This window comes from Halobacillus sp. ABR2_026 (assembly GCF_056158545.1).
In genome coordinates this window covers 662,890-687,048 of sequence record NZ_JBSWTM010000001.1, presented here as the reverse complement: position 1 = coordinate 687,048, position 24,159 = coordinate 662,890, and the positions used below count along the sequence as shown (strand labels likewise).

Annotated in this window: 23 protein-coding genes; 7 read left to right on the top strand and 16 right to left on the bottom strand. The window is 45.5% G+C overall.

All coding sequences use genetic code 11. The features are described 5' to 3' along the window. Window positions 1-146: 146 nt before the first annotated feature. The 6 genes from ACXADE_RS03495 to ACXADE_RS03470 form a co-directional block, all read right to left on the bottom strand. The gene (locus ACXADE_RS03495; protein WP_474979126.1) at window positions 147-995 is read right to left on the bottom strand and encodes an amidohydrolase family protein; all 849 of its coding nucleotides are present in this window, start codon (window positions 993-995) and stop codon (window positions 147-149) included. Continuing rightward, a complete protein-coding gene (locus tag ACXADE_RS03490; RefSeq protein WP_474979125.1) occupies window positions 982-4,074 on the bottom strand; it encodes a GNAT family N-acetyltransferase in 3,093 nt (1,030 codons plus the stop codon). The genes ACXADE_RS03495 and ACXADE_RS03490 overlap by 14 nt, the downstream gene beginning before the upstream one ends. A 128-nt stretch (window positions 4,075-4,202) precedes the next feature. Then, window positions 4,203-4,940, bottom strand: coding sequence for an amino acid ABC transporter ATP-binding protein (locus ACXADE_RS03485; RefSeq protein ID WP_474979124.1), 738 nt, complete (start codon window positions 4,938-4,940; stop codon window positions 4,203-4,205). A gap of 9 nt (window positions 4,941-4,949) precedes the next feature. After that, window positions 4,950-5,648, bottom strand: a complete 699-nt coding sequence (locus ACXADE_RS03480) for an amino acid ABC transporter permease (RefSeq protein ID WP_474979123.1) — start codon at window positions 5,646-5,648, stop codon at window positions 4,950-4,952. Continuing rightward, window positions 5,635-6,462 carry an amino acid ABC transporter substrate-binding protein gene (locus ACXADE_RS03475; protein WP_474979122.1) on the bottom strand — a complete coding sequence of 276 codons (828 nt, stop codon included), beginning with the start codon at window positions 6,460-6,462 and terminating at the stop codon, window positions 5,635-5,637. Before ACXADE_RS03475 ends, ACXADE_RS03480 begins: the two co-directional genes overlap by 14 nt. A gap of 138 nt (window positions 6,463-6,600) precedes the next feature. Then, on the bottom strand, window positions 6,601-7,587 hold the full coding sequence (locus ACXADE_RS03470) for a DUF3231 family protein (RefSeq protein WP_474979121.1): 987 nt from the start codon (window positions 7,585-7,587) through the stop codon (window positions 6,601-6,603). 171 nt (window positions 7,588-7,758) lie between these two features. On the opposite strand from ACXADE_RS03470, the gene ACXADE_RS03465 reads away from it, so the two are divergent. After that, window positions 7,759-7,929, top strand: a complete 171-nt coding sequence (locus tag ACXADE_RS03465) for a hypothetical protein (RefSeq protein WP_474979120.1) — start codon at window positions 7,759-7,761, stop codon at window positions 7,927-7,929. A 33-nt stretch (window positions 7,930-7,962) separates the two neighbouring features. Here ACXADE_RS03465 and ACXADE_RS03460 read toward each other — a convergent pair whose 3' ends face one another. The 4 genes from ACXADE_RS03460 to ACXADE_RS03445 form a co-directional block, all read right to left on the bottom strand. Next, window positions 7,963-8,103, bottom strand: a complete 141-nt coding sequence (locus ACXADE_RS03460; protein ID WP_474979119.1) for a hypothetical protein — start codon at window positions 8,101-8,103, stop codon at window positions 7,963-7,965. 42 nt (window positions 8,104-8,145) lie between these two features. Further along, window positions 8,146-8,610 carry a divergent PAP2 family protein gene (locus tag ACXADE_RS03455; protein ID WP_474979118.1) on the bottom strand — a complete coding sequence of 155 codons (465 nt, stop codon included), beginning with the start codon at window positions 8,608-8,610 and terminating at the stop codon, window positions 8,146-8,148. 233 nt (window positions 8,611-8,843) lie between these two features. Continuing rightward, window positions 8,844-9,272, bottom strand: a complete 429-nt coding sequence (locus ACXADE_RS03450) for a cell wall hydrolase (protein WP_474979117.1) — start codon at window positions 9,270-9,272, stop codon at window positions 8,844-8,846. Between the two features lie 137 nt (window positions 9,273-9,409). Continuing rightward, window positions 9,410-10,465, bottom strand: coding sequence for a M14 family metallopeptidase (locus tag ACXADE_RS03445; protein WP_474979116.1), 1,056 nt, complete (start codon window positions 10,463-10,465; stop codon window positions 9,410-9,412). 289 nt (window positions 10,466-10,754) lie between these two features. Between ACXADE_RS03445 and ACXADE_RS03440 the strand changes: the two genes are divergently transcribed. Both ACXADE_RS03440 and ACXADE_RS03435 read left to right on the top strand, forming a co-directional pair. Then, window positions 10,755-10,979: an SDR family NAD(P)-dependent oxidoreductase gene (locus ACXADE_RS03440; RefSeq protein ID WP_474979115.1), complete on the top strand. Its 225-nt coding sequence runs from the start codon at window positions 10,755-10,757 to the stop codon at window positions 10,977-10,979. Next, entirely contained in the window at window positions 10,924-11,808 is an 885-nt protein-coding gene (locus ACXADE_RS03435; RefSeq protein WP_474979114.1) for an SDR family oxidoreductase, read from the top strand. The genes ACXADE_RS03440 and ACXADE_RS03435 overlap by 56 nt, the downstream gene beginning before the upstream one ends. 45 nt (window positions 11,809-11,853) lie before the next feature. On the opposite strand, the gene ACXADE_RS03430 is transcribed toward ACXADE_RS03435, so the two are convergent. Further along, window positions 11,854-12,306, bottom strand: a complete 453-nt coding sequence (locus tag ACXADE_RS03430) for a flavodoxin (protein ID WP_474979113.1) — start codon at window positions 12,304-12,306, stop codon at window positions 11,854-11,856. Continuing rightward, entirely contained in the window at window positions 12,303-12,698 is a 396-nt protein-coding gene (locus tag ACXADE_RS03425; RefSeq protein ID WP_474979112.1) for a hypothetical protein, read from the bottom strand. The genes ACXADE_RS03430 and ACXADE_RS03425 overlap by 4 nt, the downstream gene beginning before the upstream one ends. 195 nt (window positions 12,699-12,893) lie before the next feature. Between ACXADE_RS03425 and ACXADE_RS03420 the strand changes: the two genes are divergently transcribed. Next, complete coding sequence (locus tag ACXADE_RS03420) at window positions 12,894-14,705, top strand: S9 family peptidase (RefSeq protein ID WP_474979111.1); 1,812 nt, start codon at window positions 12,894-12,896, stop codon at window positions 14,703-14,705. A gap of 83 nt (window positions 14,706-14,788) precedes the next feature. Here the strand turns inward: ACXADE_RS03420 and ACXADE_RS03415 are convergent, their stop codons facing one another. The 3 genes from ACXADE_RS03415 to ACXADE_RS03405 form a co-directional block, all read right to left on the bottom strand. Further along, window positions 14,789-15,397 (bottom strand): sortase, encoded by a 609-nt coding sequence (locus ACXADE_RS03415; RefSeq protein WP_474979110.1) that lies wholly within the window; start codon window positions 15,395-15,397, stop codon window positions 14,789-14,791. Between the two features lie 33 nt (window positions 15,398-15,430). Continuing rightward, window positions 15,431-16,927: an alkaline phosphatase gene (locus ACXADE_RS03410; protein ID WP_474982190.1), complete on the bottom strand. Its 1,497-nt coding sequence runs from the start codon at window positions 16,925-16,927 to the stop codon at window positions 15,431-15,433. 177 nt (window positions 16,928-17,104) lie between these two features. Then, window positions 17,105-19,309: an ATP-dependent helicase gene (locus ACXADE_RS03405; RefSeq protein ID WP_474979109.1), complete on the bottom strand. Its 2,205-nt coding sequence runs from the start codon at window positions 19,307-19,309 to the stop codon at window positions 17,105-17,107. 201 nt (window positions 19,310-19,510) lie between these two features. Between ACXADE_RS03405 and ACXADE_RS03400 the strand changes: the two genes are divergently transcribed. From ACXADE_RS03400 to ACXADE_RS03390, 3 genes are all read left to right on the top strand, one after another. Continuing rightward, entirely contained in the window at window positions 19,511-19,687 is a 177-nt protein-coding gene (locus tag ACXADE_RS03400; RefSeq protein ID WP_474979108.1) for a hypothetical protein, read from the top strand. 197 nt (window positions 19,688-19,884) lie between these two features. Continuing rightward, complete coding sequence (locus ACXADE_RS03395) at window positions 19,885-21,051, top strand: DUF4317 domain-containing protein (RefSeq protein WP_474979107.1); 1,167 nt, start codon at window positions 19,885-19,887, stop codon at window positions 21,049-21,051. A gap of 290 nt (window positions 21,052-21,341) precedes the next feature. Further along, entirely contained in the window at window positions 21,342-22,529 is a 1,188-nt protein-coding gene (locus ACXADE_RS03390; RefSeq protein WP_474979106.1) for a cation:proton antiporter, read from the top strand. Between the two features lie 109 nt (window positions 22,530-22,638). Here the strand turns inward: ACXADE_RS03390 and ACXADE_RS03385 are convergent, their stop codons facing one another. Further along, a complete protein-coding gene (locus tag ACXADE_RS03385) occupies window positions 22,639-24,012 on the bottom strand; it encodes a hypothetical protein (protein WP_474979105.1) in 1,374 nt (457 codons plus the stop codon). Between the last annotated feature and the right edge of the window lie 147 nt (window positions 24,013-24,159).

The following is a 24,159-nucleotide window of genomic DNA, read 5'->3' as shown; positions in this document are numbered from 1 at the left end:
CCATATCACAAGTCTTCCCCAAAATTCCTAACCCCCAGGCTATTAAATTTGAGAATGAGAATACCAGCCAATCTCTTTTTGACCTACACACATTCGATTATAAAAATAAAGAGACCCGCCCCGGAGATTTCAGGGACGGGTTTATTCTATATAAGCCCTTCGATTTTCGGAAATACGCGAAGGGCATTCCGGTAAAATACATTCTCCACATGTTTTGAAGGAATGAGTGCGCCTATAAAAGCTGCATAATCGTTGATCGGAACGAGAGGCCAATCCGAGCCGAACAACAGCTTTTCATAATGATCGCAATACGTCAACGCATGGCGCACATGGTCGAAATGGTTGTCCACAAGACGGGCGGCCAGGTCTTTTTTTGTACCGACAAGCCAGCCGGATAGATCAGCAAACATGTTCCGGTTTTTATAAACCACTTCTGCTCCCGTCAAAACCCATGGATCACCGAGATGAGCCATGATGAAGGTAACATCACGTCTAGATACGGCCACTTCATCTAGGGTGAGAGGATGGGAATACTTCAACAATCCTCTCTCTGAATACGTATCACCCGTATGAAAAACAATGGGAACACCATAACGGGCGGCCAGATCATAGACAGGATGATAAATTTCATCATTCGCATAAAAAGGATAATAGCCAAGGTAGATTTTAATTCCGACAACTTCAGCCTTTTGAAGTTGTCGTTCCAACCGCTCCAAGGCTTTCTGATCCAATTGGAACGGATTAATTCCTGGACAGACACCTACACCACGCGGCAGGTGATCATCCAAATCCAGCCCCATCGGTGTTTCTACCTTGCTGTCTGGAAATCCTTCGCGGCCTTCCGTTACACCCATACCAATGGCGGCAACAATATGACCATCCCTCATTTCCTGCTCCAGACCCTCTTTCGTATACTGAACACCGGACAAGTTTTCTCCCGTGTCTCTGAAGCTTTGAATATTTGAAAAGTGGATATGAGCATCAATGATTTTCATTGGAACTTCCTTTAAATGAAATCCTGTGGAAAGGGTGCTGTTTCCAGGGTTCTTCATGCTCTCCAAAGAAAAAGAACGTCGGGTCAATGGTATGCGTGCCTTTAGATGCTGCTGACCACTCCTGGATCGTTTCTACAAAGAACACATCTTGATTCATATACAATTCCGTCTGCTTTTTCTTCTGCGGGTGGACCATCATCATGAGATTCTTTTCTCCTTCTGCTCCGATAATGACAGAAGGACCCGATTCAAGCTCATACTCTTCGACACCTGCGTAATACGTATGGAAAAGTCCTTCGGTCGACACCCGGGCATAGCTATCAGATAAGTTCACTCCTGGTTTCATGAAGCTTTCCAAGGTGATTTTCTCCGCGGAAAATGTCCGGGGCGCCTGCTGATCCACTTGGGCAAAAACGGCCACCACAGGTGCTTGAGGTAAGGTAAGCGCATATTGTTTCAACGTCACCCCATTCATTTTTTCATGTTCTTGGAAGGTAGTCGATAAACAAATCCCCGTCCAGTCGTTCCCTTCTCCATCCACTTTAGATACGGTTTCAACTTCTGTCGCTTCCTTCATCATAGAAAAAGGACTCACTCCATCAAGAGCGTATCGTAGTCCTCCGCCCCACGGATTCCACCAGCTTCTCGGGCCCGCTTCCGGGTACTGATGATGAAGGAATTCCTTCCCTTCATGGGAGAGAGAATAGATGGAAGGAAAATAGGAAGGGCAAGCTGTAAAGGAAAGGACCCCGTTATCTACTGTCCAACAATCATCCTTTTGACTGATGGTCACCTCCTGTTTGCCTTGAACAAGCTGGTAGGCGTTGAAATCAGCGGCCCTGCCCTCAGACCGGAAGAACCCGGACAATTTCACAAGTCCTGGACGCTCGTGGACGATAGGGACATCGATGGCCGTCACGCCTGCTTCCCTTTTCACTTCCTTCCTAAAAGTATGACCGCTGGAATCGACCGTCAAATCCCCATATACATACGGGGTCAGCAACGAACGGAACGAATGGGTCACTTCCCTTCCAACGGTGGATACTGGACCTTGTTTTGAAACGATTTCAAACATCGGTTTTTCAGAAAGCGGGGCCGTTTCCCCGAGGACCAATTCTCTCCACTCAGACCAATGGTCAGTCATATTCACGCCGACTTGAATCGGCCCAAGGCACCGTTTCGTACCAGAAGGAAGGGATGATAGAGTATATTCAAACGCGAAGCGCCAGTCGTCTTTCTTTCCCTTCGCTTCTTCCGGCCACGCCATGCCGAACGAATCTCCTGTCCGATTCTTCGTGAACAGCCATCGTTCGGCCAGATTTTTATCACGCAGATACTCGGTATAGGGGATCAACGCTTCTGACCCGATAAGAACCCCATCTTTTTCAGGAAAAGCGAGAGCTTTGTATTTCGGAAAAACAGGCTGCAGCAGATGAAGGTCATCAAAAGTGCGAGTCCCGTCATTGAACAATTCGTGATGAATGTCCACAAGCCCGTCTCCATAAATTTTGTAATAGCTGTTCAAGAGAAGCCCTGGAAAAGCATCCGATTCCAGTGTGGTTTTGATAACAAAGGCTTCAGCAAGCTCAATATATTCAACATTTGATGCCATCTTCTTTGATAGCTCATCACTGAATGGATAACCGAGTTTCGGTGTCAGAAGAAGAAGTGGATCTTCATCCGATCGGACGGACCCTATAGAGACCATGTGGTTCCTTTTTTCGATTTTCACGAAATAAGGCCCGTTATACCCGTACCAGTCGGTATCCGTTGTTCCGCCGAATTTCCCTCCAAAACCAGGGAAGGCGACAGCCAACCTTGTCTGGAAAGAAAAGGAGCGACCATCCTTCGTCCTCCCTTGCACCTCCACTTCTTCATTCAAAAACCCATTTTTCAACAATTCCACCGGAACAGGCATCGTGGCGCGCCCTTTTTCCTCCATCTCGATTTCCACCGTAGGTGCATCCCATGATATGACAGGCTGTTCCGGCCATTGAATTTTCCATTTCACAGCCTCACCCATCCGGCTTTCCACATCAAGATAAAGGGTCCCTCTTTGGTTCGGACGCCAGAATTTCTTTGTAGTGCGGATGTCTATTTTTCCTGCTTTCTGAGGTAAGATCCCTGTTCTCAGCGGGATAACACTGCCATTAATAGCAAGGTCCGCCCCTATGACCGGGTGGGTTTTCCAAGGACTCGGTTCTGTATCCGGAGCAGAGACACGGATGGACGCAGCTGTGGACCATTCTTTCTCCACCACAGCTTTTTCATCTAGATCCTCCGTTACATGTGGGGAAGAATTTCCTGTCAAAGAAACCTCAAGTACATCGTTCGCATAATGATCTATTTTGTAGTTCACTGTATAATCATGATCTTCTAACAGCTTGAAATCAGGAACTTCCATCTCCACACGCCAGTCATTCGTCTCTATTAGACGAATGCCGCGCCCGGTCCGTTCCACTTGTATCCGGACAAATTCGGCGTCTGCCTCCCAGCAGTATTCGTAAAAAGTAAAGCCGTTTTCTTTCACACCGTCCGGTTTAATTTCCACCGGATTCACGCTAGATTCGTACCAGTCATGCCGTTCAAAAAACGGCCGCAATGCGTCGATCTGCAGCACCTGAGGCATGAAATTCATCAAATGGGTCGTGTCCTCTCTGTCCTCCCAGAAAAAACCGCACTTTTTATACAGCGGTACCGCTTTCGTATTTCCCGGCCATGTAAAAAGGTCCAGTCGCGGCCACTTGTATTCCACCGTCTTTTCAATGGCTTGAAGCAGCAATTTTTTTCCGATTTTCAACCCTTGATACCCGGGGTGCACATTCAAGAGTGGGATATAGAGGGATCCGGTATCTTCTTTGTATTCAGAAAGCCCGCAGTAGCCCACAACTTCTCCTTCAGTCACAGCAAGAAATAAGTGAAGATTGGTCGACTCCGCTTCCTTTTCTACGACATCCTCGGCCGTTACGACAACCGCATCTCCTCCCCAATTGTCACGGCTTTCATTCCACATTTCAGCTACACCTGCTGCATATTTGTCTTCATACTCCACAATTTTCACATGCTCTACAGTTTTCATAGCATTTCCTCCAAGTTATGTAATGGAAAATACTTGTTCATTCACAGTGTATGAGTTTATATATAGGAAGTAAAGAATATTCAAAAAAATAAAATCAACACAAAAAAACCAGGCTGTTATGCCTGGCTTTACTTTCGAATGCGATTCAAAAACTGCTGCGTTCTCGGTTCCTGCGTCTGCTGGAAAATCTGCTCCGGGGTCCCTTCTTCAACCACTTTCCCTTGGTCCATAAACAAGACACGGTCAGCGACTTCTTCAGCGAAACTCATTTCATGAGTGACGACCACCATGGTCATCCCTTCTTCTGCAAGCTCCTTCATAACGTCAAGAACATCCCCGACGAGCTCAGGGTCCAAAGCTGAAGTCGGTTCATCGAAAAGAATGACTTCCACCCCGGTAGCGAGTGCCCGGGCAATGCCCACGCGCTGCTGCTGGCCTCCTGATAATTGGTGAGGATACGCATCCAGCTTCTCCCCCAGACCGACTTTAGTCAAAATATCAGCGGCCCGTTCACGTGCCTTCGCTTTCGAAACTCTCTGCACTGTCACAGGTCCTTCCATCACATTTTCAAGAGCTGTGAAGTGCGGGAATAAATTATGGTTCTGGAACACCATTCCGGTCTGTTTTCTAAAATCGACCACTTGCTTTTTCTTTAATGGTTTGGAGAAATCCATCGTACGCTCTCCGATGGTAATCTCCCCCTGCTCCGGGGTTTCCAAAATGTTCAAAGAACGGAGCAGCGTCGTTTTCCCGGAACCCGAAGGTCCGATAACGACGACCACTTCCCCTCGATCGACATTCATATCGATGTCTTTAAGAACATGTAGATCTCCAAAGTATTTATTGAGGTCTTTGACGGTAATCATAGCAGCCTCCTATTTTGCAACATATTGATCCAGCCTGTTTTCCACACGATCCTGTACGAAAGAAAGCGCGATACAAATGATCCAGTAGATCACAGCCGCTTCCGTGTATACAAGCAGGAAGTGGTAGTTGGTGGCCGCGATTTCCTGCGCTTTCCGGAACATTTCCGTATAGGTGATCGTGGATGCAAGAGAGGTATCCTTGATCAAACCTATAAAAGAGTTCGACAACGGTGGAATAGACACTCTCGTCGCCTGCGGTAGAACGACGCGACGAAGCGCCTGCATGTTCGTCATCCCAATGGAATGGGCGGCTTCCCACTGTCCTTTCGGTATCGATAGAATCGCGGCCCGGATGATTTCAGAGTTGTAAGCCCCCATATTCAACGAAAACCCAATGATGGCTGAGTAAAACGGGTTGATCGTCACGCCGACCGAAGGAAGACCGAAGAAAATGATGAACAACTGTACAAGCAATGGCGTTCCGCGGATGATGGAAACATAAACCCGCGCTATCCACTGGAGAACTTTCATGTTCGATAACCTCATGAGAGCCGTAAGGACAGCAAGTACCAAACCGATGGCAAAGGTGATCAGCGTAAGCGGGATTGTATAATAGAAAGCCCCTTTCACCAAAGGGAGAAAAGAGCTCACTAGTATGTCGATATACTTTTCCATTTCAGGATTTGAAAAAATATTACTTAGATACATCTTCACCAAACCACTTCTCAGAAATCTCAAGGTATGTGCCGTCATCTTTCATTGCCTGAAGAGCTTCATTAGCTGCTTTCACCAGATCTTCATTCCCCTGACGGAAAAGCAGACCACTTTGAGAGGCTTCATCCTTGCGTGCGGCAATTTTAACCGGAGCATCTTCACGGCTGTTCAAATAGTCAAGCACGGATAGGCGATCGTTGACCGTTGCTTCCACTCGATTTGTAGCAATCAGCTGCATAGATTCATTAAATCCTTCTACACTTGTGATTTCTGCTCCATTTTCACGGGCGATATCTGCATAATTACTGGTCATGGACTGGGCCGTGTTCACACCTTCCAGGTCTTCGAAACTTTGAATAGAATCGTCATCCTTATGGGTGACGACGACAGCAGATGACTGAATATATGGATCTGAGAAGGCATATTCCTCCTGACGTTCTTCCGTAATTCCGACCTGGTTTGCCACCATATCGAAACGCTCGGCATTCAGACCTGCGAACATGGAGTCCCATTTTGTTTCATTGAAGACTGGCTTGACGCCTAGACGCTCAGCCACTTCACGGGCAATCTCGACGTCAAACCCGGTCAATTCATCGTTTTCATCGTGAAAAGTATAAGGGCGGTACGTACCTTCTGTACCGATGACGAGTTCCCCACTCTCCTGAATTTGTTCAAGCAGTGTCTGTTCAGAAGCGTCCGAACCGTTTCCTTCGTCTGTTGAGGCCTGGTCACCTTCTTCAGTGCTTCCGCAAGCAGCAAGCACCAGTGCAGCAAAACCTATGGATAATAGCAATAAGAACTTTTTCATTAAAGAAACCTCCTTAAAACCAAGTAAATTGATATGTTTTAATGACTTTTATGATATTAAAGGATAAAGGGTGGGATGTCAACATTAAAACTTCATCACAAGGAAAAACCTGACAGACCGTCGTCAGGCTCCTCTCTCTTAATGTTTAATCGTTTGAGGAGGCTCTTCCATCCAGCCATGCTCAATCATGATCTTAGCCCCTTCATGGGCATATTCAAAGATATCCTTCATGAAAACCGTGAGCTTCGCAGGCAGATCATTACGAAGACTGAAAGCCGTACCTAAGGAATTTCCTCCCAGGGAGAAACTGCAGAACAAGCTGACACAGTACATCATGAGCTTATCCGAAAATGGAGGGATCTTGGATGTTGTACAGTTCCCCCCTGCTGTAGAAGGTACTTGCAAATCATCCTCAAGAAAAACTTCTGTCATCTCTTTGACGAGTCCTTTAGCCAATTCTCCACCTTTATAAAGGTAGTTTCTTGCCGCTTTATTAGATGCGGTTTGAGCAAACCCATAAATCATCTGCATGCCGGTAATATTGGACTCAATGGAATGATGGATATGAGCGATTTCCACCGTATTTAATGAACGCTTTCCTTTCAACGGGTTGAACATCCCTAGATAATTCCTCCCTTTCGCATGTTCCACCTGCTTTTGGACAGCTACGTAAGGAGATTTAGGAAGATATCCTTTGTTCAAAAGGAATTGTGTACAGTCGTCGTAACATTTTTGAGTGATTCTGGTCAGTTCTTGGTACATCAATGTGACGTCAGGACGATAGGACATCGTTAAATTCAACGTGTGGATCCCCATGCTGATTTCTTTCTCCAAACGAAGGAACATGATATCAAATCCATTATCAAACAGCTTTGGAACCCCTTTATTAACATCCTCTTTTGTAAAACCCTTCGGTACAGGCAGGTCTTCCTGGATGAACATGGATTCGATTTTCTTCACATAAGGTTGAATGGCCGACGTCAAGTTCGTCATGATCTGTCTTGCTTCCGGGTCGTCTGCGGTTTCTATGAAGTGCTCAAGCATTGTAATGAGCATCGTCTTCTGTTGATAAGTCATCCATAAAGTACCAATTTCAGATGAGGATAGACGAGGGTTTTCCGGCATTTCAAACGCCTCCAGTTCTGGATTGCATTCATCAATCACTGCAAAATCCGTGCTTTTTCCTTAGTCTTTTCAACCTCGCCTGAATCATTCACTGTTTGAATTAAAAAGTAAGACATAGAGAAGAGATGGCAGGAGAAAATAAAAACGTATCCCAATAGAGGAGGAATTCTGATGAGTAAGAATAAAGAAAGCCGGAAGAAAAACAACCCTAAAGGAAGAGACCGTGGTTCAGCAAATCGACAGCTGCAGGATGCTCTCGAAGGACGGAACAAGGAAGATGACCATCTGTCTGCAGCTTATATGAACAACAACACCGCAGCCGTTGATGTAACTGAAGATTAATAAAAAAAGCCTGCCGCATCCGGCAGGCTTTTTTTACAATTTCCTTTGATCAGCAAGGACTTGCTTCACTTCATTATAGGAAAGTCCTGAGCGTTCGTTCCTACGTTTCACGTCACTTATATTCGTTCCGGATTTAGCCATTACATCTTTTCCAGGATGGTTGAATCCCGTCACTTGAATCACCTCCCGGACTTACTTTTTGCAGCTCATCTTTCTTTATCCCTCAAGTTTGGCGGAGAAATAGCCGAAGGCTGCCCCGAGAACCGCGCCTCCGAGCACTTCAATTGGCTGATGCCCAAGAAGCTCTTTCAATTCTTTGTCACGCTCCACAAATTCGGAACTCGGGAAATCGCTCGATATGGCTGCGAAGTTATCTTCCAGGTCATTGACCAATTGAGCAATCTCACCTGTATGACGTCGGATCCCTTGTGCATCATACATGACGATCACTCCAAAAATTGCCGCCAGCGCTGTCTCTGTATGCCTCGATCCTTTGTTTGCGGCGATATAAGTAGCAAGAGCGGACACGCCTGCTGAGTGCGAGCTCGGCATTCCCCCTGTTGTAGCTACCTGCTTCACATCCCATTCTCCCGATACCTTTTTATGGGTGATGATTTTCAACGCCTGCGCAATTCCAATGGCAGACAGGGCGGTAATGACGCCGCGATTCATTTTATCCATCTTTGACCCTCCAGTTCATGAACATATAGTTTGTTCATACCCTTTATGGATCGTTTTATTCAACCAATCCTTCCACCCATCGCTATGTAAAATAGATAAGTTCCGTTTAAAAACAGATCGTTCTCATTTCCCCCTATCCTATATCACGAATCCATTCGGTCGATGCTGACCTATAAAGTGCCAGAGTCAATAAGAAGAAGCGGTTGGCAGGATCCCTTCCGCTTCCAGGTGGGTCAGTACGTATTATAGATGGCATCGCACTCACCGGCGACAGGCTCATAAAAACAGTGGGATTTATATCTGCCAACCTGGCTTTGCCCATACCATGTCGGCGGGCAGTCGCCGGAAGGTTTGAAGTACCAAAGGCTGTATTTCGCCGGCCAAGTTCTGTAGCCTTTCACATTTTTACGGGCCAGGCGCTTTTCACTTTCACGCGCCCGCTGATAATACATCCCGTGCTGTAGGGCTTCAAATGCCTTCGGTTGATTGATGACTTCTGGAATTGTATTCACACCTTTAAAGTCGGAACAATTGACCCGCGCACGGTTTACGGCGACTGATCCTACATGAAGCATACCCTGCTTACCTTCCCCCACGGCTTCTGCCCTGAGCAGCCGGGCCAACATGTCGATATGCCTGCTTGGAGCTTTGATTACCCCCATGCGTCCGCCCCCTTTTTTCATCATTCTTCTAAGTATATTCACAAGATACCTGCTCATGAAAAAAGAAGGATGAACACCCCCGGCCCCCTCACAGCCATTAAAAAAGGAACCTCCTGATCAAGGAAGTTCCTTCATAATTATTCACCGTTGTAATTGCTCTCCGGGAGCGTTTCCCAGAATGAATCGTCGGCCGACTCGATCGATCCATCCGCCAGCGCTTCCAATGTTGCCTCCATAGCTGTTACCGCCTGTTGGATCAAATAACCATTGCTCTTCTGTCCGAGGACATAGTCCTCACGGTAATGGTCAGCCATGCCTCTCATTTCAAACAACAGAGTTGAAATTCCATACTCCACAGCAAGGCCGTTCCGGCTGATGGTCTTGGCTGTTCCACCTGGATACTTAGAAAGAAGGCCGTAACCTTTTGAATCCACCGCATCGTACACAACAGCTCCAAGCTTCTTCGACTTTTCACGTACTTCCGGATTCACTTCAGCATTCGTCGGATACAAGATAGAACCGGATACAAGTTCACCTGTATCTCCAAGGGTGACCTGTGTGCCCTGGTGATGCAAATCGATCATATAATCCGGGCTGTATTTTTGTAGAACATTTTCATGCAGGGCTTTTGTTTCCGGCTGTTCACGCTCGACGTGATCGCGGTTCAAATCTACTCCATTGGCATTATAGCGGGTATGAATGCCCGAAACATAATCATCCAGGGAGAAATTCACATCTCCTTCCGCGCCATCCACATTCAACCGTGGGGCAATCAGAACATTTACATTTTCCAGAATGTCCCGAACATTTTTCCCATTAGAGGTTAAATGCTTGATGACCTGCAGCGCACCTTCTGTCGTCAATGTTTCATTGCCATGCTGCTGCGTAAGGAAAAGAACGGTCGGCTGATCTTCGTTCATTTCACCAAACTTCGCTAAATACAAGTCTCTTCCTTTCACGGATTGTCCATATACTTCGAGGTCCAGTGCTTCTGAACGCTGATCGAGCTTATGTAGAAAATCACTCATCTCTTCATAAGAGTGCAGCCGCTCATTTTTAATGGTTTCATTCCCATTGTAATCAGGTCCATTCGGGCCACTTTCCCCTGCTAACACACCCCCGCTTCCAGGCAGAAAACCACCTGTGGTGATCAGGGCTCCTGTTAATGCAGCCGTTAACATTTTCTTCTTCATCCAATCCCTCCTCATTCATTCGTTATTTACCAATTACTTCACTTTATCGACAAAAACCTTTCAAACTATGGAGAATGAACAAAAGTGACTACCTGATTTTGTCCCTGTTGGAAAAATATACATATAACGAACTAGGACCTCCCGCCTCTCTTCCATCAACGGATGATTATTCGGTTCCCATACTTTTCCCACACCATTCCGCCCTTCAGTATGTTATCCTTGTAGCCACGAGCAGCGAAAGCTGAAAACGCCATTTATAGATTATGAATCATCGGAGGAGCTAGACAACATGAACATTTTAGTTACAGGAGCGACAGGCTTCTTAGGAAAACAGCTGACATTAAAGTTACTGGAAGAAGGACATACTGTTCACGCCTTAGTAAGAAACAGGCGTAAAGGAGACAAGCTGAAGCAGGAATCCCCTTCTGAAAAAAAGGAGAATCTTCACATCCTGGAAGGTGACCTTTCACAGATTCACGCAGGAATCAACGGAAGATCTGCTCCTTCACCTTAGAGAAACTGTCGATACGGTTTATCATAGTGCCGCATTCCTTTCTTTTGACGAAAACGAGCGGGAAAAGACCTTTAAAGTCAATGTGGACGGAACGGAGAATGTCCTTGAATTATCGAAAGCCATTGGTGCCGAGCGCTTTTTCTATGTGAGTACAGCGTACACGCTTGGAATGAAACGCAAGGCATTTGAAGAGCTGCATGAAAAAGACCAGACGTTCGTGAATGCCTATGAAGAAAGCAAATGTCACGCGGAACACTTAGTCCTAAGTTATGAACCGTCCTTCCAAATTAAAATTTTCCGCCCTTCTATCATTATTGGTGATTCAGAGACTGGGGAAGCAGATACCAGTTTTGCCTTGTATGGAGTGATCCGCAGTCTCGAATTATTGAAGAAGCGGACTTCCCGTAAACAAAACCTACAGAAGCAGACGTTTAAATTCCTTTGCACCGCAGATACGAGTCAAAATTTCGTACCTGTCGATTATGTTGTAAATGTTCTGACGGCAGCTCTGAATACAGAACACCCGAAGTCCATTTACCACATCACGAACCCTCACCCGCCGACAAACGGTCTTCTGTTTGAAATGATTAAGGATAAACTGGACTTCCCGAATATTGAAATGGTTCCATCCGATTATGACGGGGAACTTACCAAGGAAGAGCAGATGTTCAATGCTCCGATGGACGTTTTCCGGCCTTATTGGAACAAAAACCTTCACTTCGACGATTCGAACACTCAAGAACTTCTTGCAATGAACGGAATTCTTCCCCTCGAAATGGATAAATCCATGCTGGAACGAATTTTATACGGTAACAGGACGCTTGCTTAAACCAAAAACACGCGGAAGAGATTCGTGATCTCCTCTGCGTGTTTTTTATGCCTTCAAGCTAAAAAAATGCTGATTCATCCGTTCAGCAAATCGAGCGCATGCTTCAAGTTCTTCTTCTGTATCTGGATTCATTTCAATTTTCAATCCATCTGATATGAGATGAGCACCCGAAGCTTCCAGTTGATTCTCCAACATGTGGACAGCTTCACAAAAACGGGGATAAATCCTGTCCCCTGAGCCAAACACCGCCGCTGGTTTCCCTGTTAAATCAACCTCTTCCAATTCATCATAGAAGTCTTCCACCTCATATGGGAGGTCCCCATCATTCCATGTATAGGAGCCAATAAGGACCCCATCATAATCCTGTAAATCAGAAGGTTCCAAGTCCTCTAATTCCAGCATGTCCACTTCGTGCTCCTCATCCAGGTGAGATTTGATCTGATCAGCTATATCCTCCGTGTTTCCGGACATGCTGGCAAAGCCTATCAAGAGCTTCATCCGGACAAACTCCCTTCTGTTTCAGCATACCTGGAATAAACTTCCTTCAAACGTTTCAACGTACCGAAGTAGTAATGAAAATCTTCTTCATTTTTGTCACGAAGCGCTTGATCTATTTTGAATTCGTGATAATTCAACTGAAGTTCCAGATCCATCCATGTTCTCAGCACCTTCTTTTCATACAACTCCTCTATGAAACGGGCACCCATTTTAAATGGCTCTTCGTTTTCAATCTGGATGATCACATACCATCCTTGGTTTTCTATATAGAAAGGATCGTTCAGCACATGCAAGCGCTGACCTCTGACAAATTGAACCGTTCGTTTACATCCACAACCATTATTCCTTCTTTCATACCGGAAAGACCTCATAGCGTATAAGCAATGTCCCATCCTTGGGTCACTCCCTTAATAAGTATATAACCATACTAATTGATAACGATTATCATTGTCAATTGTTATTTTGCATTCTATGAGAAAGTAACTTACAATCTTTTTCTCTTCATTCATAGAGAAAGGAAAGGGGAACGACCTCCTTTTATAGAAATGGAAGTATAGAATCATTTCAAAAAGATGGGAGTTAAATTCATGTTAAAATTCACACCACCGGATGTAGAACAATTTTTTCAAACCTATGGAATCGAGACCTTCGCAGTAAGTCCAGATGAATCACAGTTGATCTTCAGTACGAATTTAAATGGAGCATACAATTTGTGGGCTATGGACCTGCCTGGGACGTTCCCATACCCTTTAACCTTCCACAACCAAAGCTGCCAGGACCTCATTTATGATCCTGAGGGCAGGCATGTTCTCGCTGTCTTTGATGAAGACGGTGATGAAAACGGACAGATTTATGCTCTCCCGCCGGAAGGAGGACGGCTTCATCCCATTAGAAAGACAGAAGAGGCCAGGCATATCCATCCTTTTTTATCAAAAGACGGGAAGCATCTGTACTACACTTCCACCAAAGATGACGGAACGTTCATGAAAGGCTATCGCTATGATTTGGAGACAGGAGATGAAGAGGTCGTCGTCCACGGCAAAGATGCCATGACCATCCTCATCGATCAGAGCCCTGAGGAGGATCGTCTCCTTTATATGAAAGGATTCTCGAATACCTCCCGCTTGTTCTATGTAAAAGAAAATGGCGACGACTTCCTCATCACTCCACCAACAGAGCATGAGCACACTGTTTCTGAAGCTGTTTTTGTTTCTCAACAAGAGATTTACCTGCTGACCAATTACGGAAGTGAATTTTCCTATCTAGCAAAATTCAACTTGAAGACGAAAGCCTTTGAAAAAGTGACAGAGGTCAAAGGTGAAGAATTCAACCAGATGAAATATGACAAAGTGACGAAGTCCTTATACATCGTCAGCGAAAAAGGCGTCCGCGACTCCTTTTACCGCTATGACCTCGAGGGTGCAGACCTGACTCCGATCCAATCGCCGGTCGGTGTCATCGACCAGCTTATCGTAGCGGATTCAGGAACCGTATACCTCCGTGGAGATTCAGCCACTGTACCTGCCAACATTTACAAACAAACGGAAAAAAGTTGGGAGCAGCTGACCAACTATAGTGTCCCTGGCGTAAAAAACGAAGATTTGATTCACCCTGAAATCGTCACCTATGACTCGTTTGATGGACTTGAGATCGAAGCGCTCCTGTATCGTCCAGACCCGGAAAAAGATAATGGACACACGATTCTTTGGCCGCACGGAGGTCCTCAAGCAGCCGAGCGGGATTCTTTCCGTTCCCTTTTCCTTTTTCTCGCCCATGAAGGTTACAGCCTGTTCGCTCCTAATTTCAGGGGATCGACAGGATACGGACAAACGTTTGAAAAAATGGTGGAAGGCGACTGGGGACATGCCCCTCGGCTCGACAATATCTCCGGCATCGACTGGTTGATTGATCAGGGATATGCTACTAAAGAAAACATCCTTTTAATGGGTGGAAGCTATGGAGGATATATGGCACTCCTTCTCCACGGACGGCATCCGGAATATTTTAAAGCGGTTGTCGATATCTTCGGGCCATCCAATCTGTTCAGTTTTATAGAATCCGTTCCAGACCACTGGAAACCAGTAATGGCTCAGTTCGTCGGCGATCCTATTGAAGATAAAGAAAAGCTAAAAAGAGACTCACCGATCAATTATTTAGACGCGATGACGAAACCGATGCTCGTCATTCAGGGCGTGACGGACCCGCGCGTCGTAAAAGAAGAATCCGATCAACTGGTGGAAGCGTTGAAAGATAAAGGGCGGGAAGTGGAATATATAGTCCTGGAAGATGAAGGTCATGGATTTTCGAAGAAGGAAAACGAAATTCTGGTGTACAAAAAAGTTCTCGAATTTTTTGAAGGCCATAGAATCAAGGAGAATCAAACATCCGTTCCGTCATAAAGGAAGCCCTCCCTCTTTAAAAAGAATGGCTTTTGGAAGAAGTAAAAGGACAAAACCCCTTCCAACATCGGAAGGGGTTTTTCTCATTTGAATTTCTGTTGTTTTACAAATACCGCCTGTACGATGTAGCGCTCAGGAGCAGAACCGATAAAGTCGAAAGGATAGCATGTGGTCAACGTCAATGTTCGAGAGGATTTTGGGACGATTACAGAAGTATCCCCTGGATCCGTTACCCAAATTTTATTAATTTGGTACTCATATTCGATGTTTCCTTCGGTGAGATAAAGGAAATCCCCTTCTACTAAACCGTCAAGACCTGTGAACGTCGTTTCTCTATGACCGGCAAGAGCAGTATGACCGCCTTCTGAGGGACGAGTCGTGTAAGGCGTATCATACATTCCGATCCCTTTTTCCAGCGTCTCTTGATCAGACCCATAATAGACAGGGTATCGCTTTCCCAGTTTCGGAATGGTCAGTTCTTCCACTCCTTCCCCTGCTTCAAAGTCCGTCATCGACTGAGCCGACACATGACCCGCCCCATGCGTGTCATGTGTCGAATAAGATGCCGTGTCTTCCACCTGCAAGGCTGGATCATAAGATACGACTTGACTTTCCACCCACCATTGGTAACTATTCCAAACCACGATGATGACTCCCATCCCCAGTAGAAGAACCCCAAGCTTTCGAATCATCCGTCCTCATCTCCTTTGCCCTCGGATCTATGCTCAGTTGTTCAACCGTTTCCTTCGGACTAATAGAAAACCTCCTGTGCCTGCTGCAATCGTACCGAGAAGAAGTCCGATGGGATAAGTTGTGCTCGTATCGGCAAGCGGTGCCCCTTCTTCTGTTTCCCAAAGCCCTAGAAGCTTGGAAATGTTTTCTGCCTGGTCTGTATTATCAATAAAACCTTCGAACATCGATGAACCCGGACCGTAAGCATAAACCGGAACATCAACACCTGTATGTCCATCGGTCGTCCATCCTGTGCCGGATCTTTCATTAAAGATAGCTTCAATAGCATTGTCGACCTCGGTCAGCTTTTCATCCTCGGATGCCTCTTTCACAGCTTCCTGTACCGCAGTCAATTCTTCTTCCGTCAGCTCGAAACCGATGTTTTTCTTCAATGTTTTCTCTACGTCTGCTCCTTTTTCCACGATCTGCTGCGCCATATAGTCAGGCGTATGGTTGGCAGCCTCGATAACGGATGGATCCCATTTATATGGTCCGCCTTCTCCAATCGTGAGCCCTCCCGTAGAGTGATCGGCGGTAGCAACGACCAGTGTTTCTCCATCCTTCTCAGCAAACTCGATCGCTTTCTGATAAGCTTTTTCAAAATCCTCCATTTCGCTCATGGCTGCAACGACGTCATTATCATGTCCAGCCCAGTCGATTTGACTGCCTTCCACCATTAAGAAAAATCCTTCCTCGTTTTCTTTCAATGCATCCAGAGCTGAGGTCGTCATTTTTTCCAATGAAGGCTGTTCTTCCGGCCTGTCGATGGCTTTATCCAACCCTACAGGAGCGAACAATCCGAGAATCTGGTCCGTATCCACCGTTTCAAGCTCTCTTGAAGTGGTTACGTAATCATACCCGTCTTCCTGAAATTCCTTTGTCAGATCACGGTCTTCCCTATCAAAAAAGTCGGTCCCTCCGCCGAGCAGCACATCCACTTTATGTTCACCTTCAATGCGGTCATCAAAATAATCATCCGCAATGGCATCGTAGTTGTTGCGGGACTTATCGTGTGTCCCAAAAGCGGCAGGGGTAGCGTGATTGACTTGTGAAGTAGCGACAAGACCTGTCGACATCCCTTTTTCCTTCGCTGCTTCTAAAATTGTCTTCGTATCCTTCTGTTCCAGGTCGACGGCGATTGCTCCATTATAAGTCTTCACACCTGAACTCATGGAAGTTGCCGTCGCAGCCGAATCAGGAATGTTCTCCTTTTCATCCTCTTCCCCTCCATCAAAATGAGGATCGGCGGAATAGACCGACTGCATCCCGGCCAAATGAGGATCCAAAGCTGTATCTTCCATCTCCATTGTGCTTGGGTCATCCTTTAAGTATCGATAGGCGGTCGTATAGGAAGGTCCCATGCCATCTCCGATAAGAAAAATGACATTTTTCACTTCCTCTTTATGTTCTGAAGCACTGACAGGGGTACCCATACCTCCTCCAGCGAATGTTCCTGCGATAAGACATGATAAAGCCGTCATGGACAGCATTTTTTTCGTTCGATGCTTGTTCACTTCAATCCCTCCGAAAATTTTTCTCAAGATCCATGGTAAGACAGCTTTGTTAACAGAGTGATAACATTGAATAACAGCTGTGTAAAAAAATGTTTTTTATAACTACAAAAAAGGATCCCCACCTTCTTAGGGTGAGGATCCTTGCTGTGTCCATCATTTGGTCATGTCAGCTTCCGTTTTTCTGAGCAGTCCGTTCTCCAGACAAACATCCAGCAGAAGCTCTTTGTAGCCGTCTTCCCCGAACTGAATGGCAATCTGATTCTGATCATATTCTTTGATGATGCCAGAACCAAACTTTCGGTGCTCGACTTCTCTTCCAATTTCAACTTCCTCCATCCGGAGCAAGCGTTCATCCGAAAGGTCCTTAGCAGGGCGCTTTCTTTTTTTCAACGGTTTTTCTCCAGCAGGATGTAGAATTTTGCGCACATTCATCACAAAAATGGATTCAGTCACTCGTTCATTGCCTTTATAATTGTACGTCAGGAGCTCGAGTTCACTCCGGGCACGCGTCATCCCAACGTAAAAAAGACGAACGGCCTCTTCCATTGGACCCACTTCCTTATTACGATACGTTTCCATATCATCTTTTGAAGGGATGACCCCATTGACAAGGTCAATCATATACACTTTGTCGTATTCAAGTCCTTTAGCGCTGTGGAATGTTGTAAGCGTCAGAGAGCTCTTGTTTTTATTGAATTTGGAAGTCTGCAGAAGGTCCTCCAACTCCTTCAAGCGATGAGCAAAACCTTTCAATGAACCAAGGCCTTCCGCGATCTTCTCCAGGGTGTTCAAAATGTTCATGAGATGTTCAGCATTGAACCCGAATTTATCGGACATCTTTTGGAGCGCATGATCATACCCCAGCTTTTCGCGGATGGTACGAATCGCCCTTGCCGGTTCCATTTCGTTGATTTCTTTGAAGAGCTTGTCCGCTTTTTTGATGTTCCTCGTTTGGTAATCCGGAAGGTCCTGTTCCAGCAACGATTCGAATACGGAACTCTGGTCCTTTTTCTTTTTCAAAAAGAAGATCTGCTTTTTCGAAATATACGCATTAAATTTTGTATGGATCCTTTCAAGCACATCGACACGTCGGTCATTATAGGAAAAACGCATGAAGTTCAGAACATCTTCCACGACCCAGTGCTTGAAGAACTTCGGGTCGATATCTTTCATATAAAAGTCGACCCCTGCTTTATCAAGCTGGTCGGCAATTGGTACAGCAGAAGCGTTATTGCGGTAAAGCACCGCCACTTCCTCCCCCGGCTGCCTTTTTTGCAGCTGCTCTGTCAAATACTTCAACTGCTTCTCATAGTCACTCAGGTTTTTCACTGCTATGGGAGTCTTTTCCCCATTTTCGGTGAACATTTCTTTATCATATCTTTGTTTATTCCGTTTAATGAATTGGTTTGCCACATTTACGATATCCTGTGTCGACCGGAAATTCTGGGCCATTGTCAGTACTTTCCCTTGTGGATAAGTTCCTTCAAAATCAAGCAGCTTCATCACATCAGACCCACGCCACATGAAGATCGACTGATCATCGTCCGCCACAACACACAGGTTGTTCTGCGGTTTGGCGAGCATCTCGATGATTTCATGCTGAACAAGGGAATTATCCTGACTTTCGTCTGTTAGTATATACTCGAACTGCTGCTGGTATTTAGATAAGATCCGTCCATCATTTATTAAAATTTGATGGCAGTAAGTGAGCATATCATCAAAATCAAGCAGCAGCCTTCCCTCATCCTTTTTCTTGAACGATTCATAAGAAAGGTAAATGTCCGACGCTTTTTTCACCTGGCACGTTACTTTTTCGAGCTCTCTACCTTCAATCATCCTGTTCTTTACAAAACTGATATACCGCAACAGTTCATCCATTTCATCCTCTGTCATCTGCGCCCCATGAAGTTCTTCATAAAGCTTCTTCAGAATGAACTTCTTATGAAGTGGAACATCAGGTCCGTCCCACCCTTTTTTTAATTCTTCATCGCTTATGTTTCCTTCGATCAGCTGAAAACTCTGACCGTGCTTCCGCAACGATTCACGCACCACCTGAAAAGCAAAGCTGTGGATGGTTGAAAAGTGTACCTTTTCCTCGGTCACACCGGAAAAAAACCGGTCGAACCTCTCCGACATGTCCCGGGCAGAAGCTTTACTGAAGGTGACGGCCATGATCCGTTTCGGATCCACCTTCTTTTCCATTAGCAAATAGCCGATCTTCATATTCAGAGTCGTCGTTTTCCCCGAACCCGGAGAAGCAAGCAGAAGCAGCGGGCCATCTGTATACTTCACCGCCTGCTGCTGCACATCGTTCAGAAGGACGCCCGTCTCCCGCTCCATCCGTTCAAAAAAATCCATGAGAGCCCTCCTCCTTTTATTCATTCGTCATCAACGAAAAAATAGATGGAAGAAGGCCCGAAAGCTTCTTCCATCTATTTTTTCCAACCTCACCTATTATAACTTGGATTCCCTATCGATTCTAGATGAATTTCCTTCTTTCTTTACATGAGAATCCCTCTTCCGTCCCATACTAAAACATGAAACGGAGGTGAACATCCCATGGCGAAAAGAACGAAGAAACAAGAGGCTGAACAAAAGAACAAAAAAGGATTTGATCCTGCACAAGCTGACGCTGAATTCTCCCAGGAATTTGGAAGTGAAGCAGCAAACGAAGCTCAGAAGCAGGAAGCTAAAAAAGCACGCAAATCCAAAAAAGCAAAACAAGATAATCAATAACCTAAAAGGTTCCTTCCTCCAGAAGGGACCTTCTCTTATTTCATGGACACGCCCTTTGAAATGGCTGCCCACCCCTGTTGCCATTTCATAATTCTCTTCTCTATAAGGGGTCTGAAAACTTCCTCCGCCACATCGATTTCTCTATGTTAAAATGAGAGAATCATGGAACGAAAGAACAAATTAGGAGTGAACGATGGATGGACAAAAAAGACATCGCCGGCATCCGCAGGCAGCTCAAAGTAGACAATGACCTTCTGAAGATCAAAAACATCTTCAACGTCTACATTATGAAAGAAACCACCGAAATTTACCACCACCAGAGCCAGCCATTTGAAATGCTGGATAAAGACCAGCAGGAACTTTATATGAACAACTTCAAAAAATTACTGACTGGACAGCTCGACGAGAAATTGTTCGAGCTGAAATTCCAGCGCGAAGCTGAAGACAATAGTCAGCTCATTTTACATAAAGGACTCTTAAGCAACCACGTCGATGATTGGAAAGAACAAATGCTTCAAATGACAGAGAAAGTCATCCGCGACCACCCGTATGAAAAGGATGTTGTCATCTCCTTCATCCGCGCCGAGTACTTGAAACCGACGAGAGGCCGCAGCGAAGAATCGGAAGAAAGCAACCGTGACGCTGTTTATTCCAATCCCTTTATTCTCTGCAGTATCAATAAAACGGAGGATCCGAAAAAAGAAATTCAATTCGACTATGTCGAAAAAGAATTCAAATATAAAATCGAAGTCGATCCAGTGATCGACTTAAAAAACCCGATGACAGGATTTCTTTTCCCTGTCATTACGGATGGGGCGTCCGATGTGAACCATATCCTCTACTCTGCCGGTAAAGCCAATGAACCGGACTACCGTTTCATCGAAGATGTGTTGAACGGTGAAGAAATCATGACAGCTAAAGAAGACAAAGCCATATTTGAAGAAGTCATCCGGGATGTCGTGGGCGACCAGTTGAGCCCGTCCACGCTTGCGAATGTGTACGGAGAAATCAACCGTACCGTAGAAGAGAATGAGGATGACACCCCTCCAAAGCTAGACTACAGGGATGTGGAACGTGTGTTGACCTCAAGCGGTGAACAAGTGGATTCTGATAAAGTGAAGCATGCCTTTGCTCAAATTACGGACGATGAAGGGTATGAACTGAAAGCGAGCAGCATAGTTCCGAAATACAAATCCAAATCGATTAAGATCAACACAAAAATCGCCAACATCTCGATCAGCCCTCAGGACTTGCAGTATGTAAGACAAGTCAATTACAAAGGCAAACGCTGCATTATGATCGAAGTGGAAGAAGACGCTGAAATCGATGGATTCAAAATGCTTCCAGAAGCATTCGGAGAGTAACCCCGGCTTTATCGTCCGTGGTGGGATTTACACGCGTCGAGAAGAACTCCCGCACCTCCACCTCAGACAAACGGACTTATATGTCGTGTAAGAAAAAATTCGATTAAAGGGATAGACAAGAGGCCCGTGTACGGTATGTGCACAGGTCTTTTTCTTTATTTGCAGAGGAGCCTTAAGTCGCATAAACGTCCCAGATGAAGATCACAATGGCCAACCTTCAGGATAAGAAGTTTCATTCTAAGCCCTTTAGGATATGGGCAGAACAGAACGATCGAAAAGGAGGAAAGTCCATGTCCATGACACAAGGAATTATTCTGCTATCCATCGGCTTCTTCATTTTTACCATCGATAAAAAACAAGAGAATCTTCCTGTCCCTACCGTCCTTGTGTTTTCAGGGGTCGGTCTATCATTCATCCCATTCTTCGCCTCCATTGAAGTGACTGAATACATGATCTATCACATCTTCCTACCTGCCCTTCTGTTTGTTTCTGCCTATCGATTCCCGGCGGATGCGTTTAAAAAGCAGATGGGGTTCATTCTTTTTCTTGCCACTCTCGGACTTCTCTTGACAGTAGGTCTGCTAGGAAGTCTTATATATGCCGTGAGCGGTCCGTTCCTTTCTATCAGCTTAATTGGCGGGCTGCTCCTTGCGTCTATTTTGACTCCTACCGACCCCGTTTCTGTGGTGTCCATATTAAAAAAATCCACAGGGGATGAAAAGATCGCGGATGTCGTCGAAGGCGAATCCCTATTGAACGATGGTACAAGCATCGTCCTGTTTTCTGTGCTCTTAGGAGTTTATACGAGTCAACAGGAAGTTTCCATCCTGTCTTTCACGCGTGACTTTCTCGTTGTATCCCTCGGTGGTGCCGGCTTGGGAATCGTGTGGGGTTGGGCAGTAAGTAAGGGCGTCCACTACATGCAAAACCGCGAATATCAGGTCATGCTGAGCATCATCCTCGCCTACGGGGTTTTCAATCTCGCAGAAGCATTGGAAGTGTCGGGTGTCCTCGCAACAGTTTCTGCGGGACTTATGCTCTCTTTTGAATACGGTCGGACCATCAAAGAGAAGGACTTCAAGAAAACACTGGATGGTTTCTGGGGGATCATCGAAATATCAGCCCTTTCCTTGCTCTTTTTAGCCATCGGGATCCAGACGGCTCCCTATTTGAATATCGATGTATGGGGGTTTGCGCTCCTAATTTTTTTCTTGTCCATCACCGTCCGTTTTATCATCATTGCTGGAAGCACCCAGCTGTTTCCACAATGGCGAAACCGAATGTCGTGGCGGGAAGCCGCGATGATTTCATGGGCAGGTCTCAAAGGAACGATGTCTGTCTTTCTCATTTTAAGTTTCCAAATTCAGCAGACGGAGGAACATCCTCTCTTCCTCTCTACAGCTTTTGCAACGGTACTCCTATCACTTGTCCTCCAGAGCTTAGGTGTCTATCCCTTGTCCAAAAAGCTTTTACAATAAGACACTTTAAATGTTCATGGTAGATCTGTGCAGGAAAACAGGGGATGGAGCATAAACGAGCATACAAAAAAACGGACCCTCTTTCTGGTCCGTTTTTTTGTATGAATCATTAATAGACAAGCAGCGTAAGAAGAGCGACCCCAATTCCGAGAAATCCCAGCATAATGCTGTAAGGAAGGTTCCTGAGTACGATTTGGTATGGGTTCATTCGTAAGGCTACTGAAGTGATGGTGACAATCAATCCATAAGGTGCTGAAGGAACAGTAGCAATCGCACAGGAAGCGAGCAGAATGGTCAAAGTCACCTCCGGGAACGTTCCCATCAACAGTTCACTGACTCCACCGAAGATTCCCATCGTTGCCACCGGGTGCACACCTAATAACGTCATGATGAGAAAAGCAGCCTGAATGAACAGCATGATGAGCAGCGGACTTTCTCCGAGAGCGACAATCGGATCCTGCAAGTACTTCAAATAAGGAGAAGCATTCAGCGTTTTCGTCAAGAACGAAAGGGAAAGCAGGAGAACGATGAAATTGCTCAAATGATTCGTTTTCCATTTCCATGTCGGCCATCCGACGTGCAGAAAGCTTCTTTTCCGCTTCACGAGCAGCGCCCATACGAAAGCGAAGGGGAAGATGGATACAGTCACGGCAAAGAGAAAGTCGAGCTTAAGGACATTCCCTAAAAATACGACAAGTGTCAAAAACGTAGCAAGAGCGGAAATGAACTGAATCAGTTTTTTTCGACTCTTTCCTGTACTTTTCACGGAAGAAACCGTGTCTTCAACCTTATGCTTTCGGAACATCAGCCTTCCCATCGTTCCATCGACGGACATCCCGAGGACGGCGATTAAAAGCATCCATGGAAGCACCTCTAAATAATTCGCTCCTGTGATGAAAATAGATGTAGCCAGCAGAATCTCAAGAGGACTCCAAAGTAAGGCAAGTGAATATCCCCGCAGGGTCGCCATTAAAACAAAACTGTTCTTCACTTTCGTTGTTACGTTTTTCAATTGTTCTTTCAGCAGATCCTGTGAAATCGTCGCTGAAGATAAATTCAGAAACGCAGCAAGAGACACCATGGTGATCTCACTTCTGACGTATAAGGACCCAAGCCCTTTCACATTGCTTCCAAGCAGCGATTGCAGGAGTTTATTATATCTGCCTGCTTTCACAACACTATTCATCCATGGAAGCATGGATATTAAGAACAAAAGTCCGATGTTCCCTGCGATGAATGATGGGATCTCCATGAAGGACGCATCGCTCGACAAAAAGAAAAAAGATCCCGCTGATAAAAGAATGATTCCGAGAACTTTAAAGACACGATCAGAAAGCGGAAAACTGACCGCCAGCATGACGAGCCCAAGAACTCCTATGATGGAATATAGCGTGGAGTTATTCCAGAACACATGGATGATATTCAAAACAAAGACAAATGAATAAAAGATATATAAGTGGTCGGTTACGCGGCGCACAATCATTCCCCTATCTGACAAGCTGGATTTCTATGGGTGTTCGGGAGCATCGTTTCATAGAATCAATGCTTCCATCCTATACACAAAAGGAAGATTTTTCAATGGTTACAGATGTTGAAATCCCGCGCCACCACCGTGTTCTCCCAGCTGATC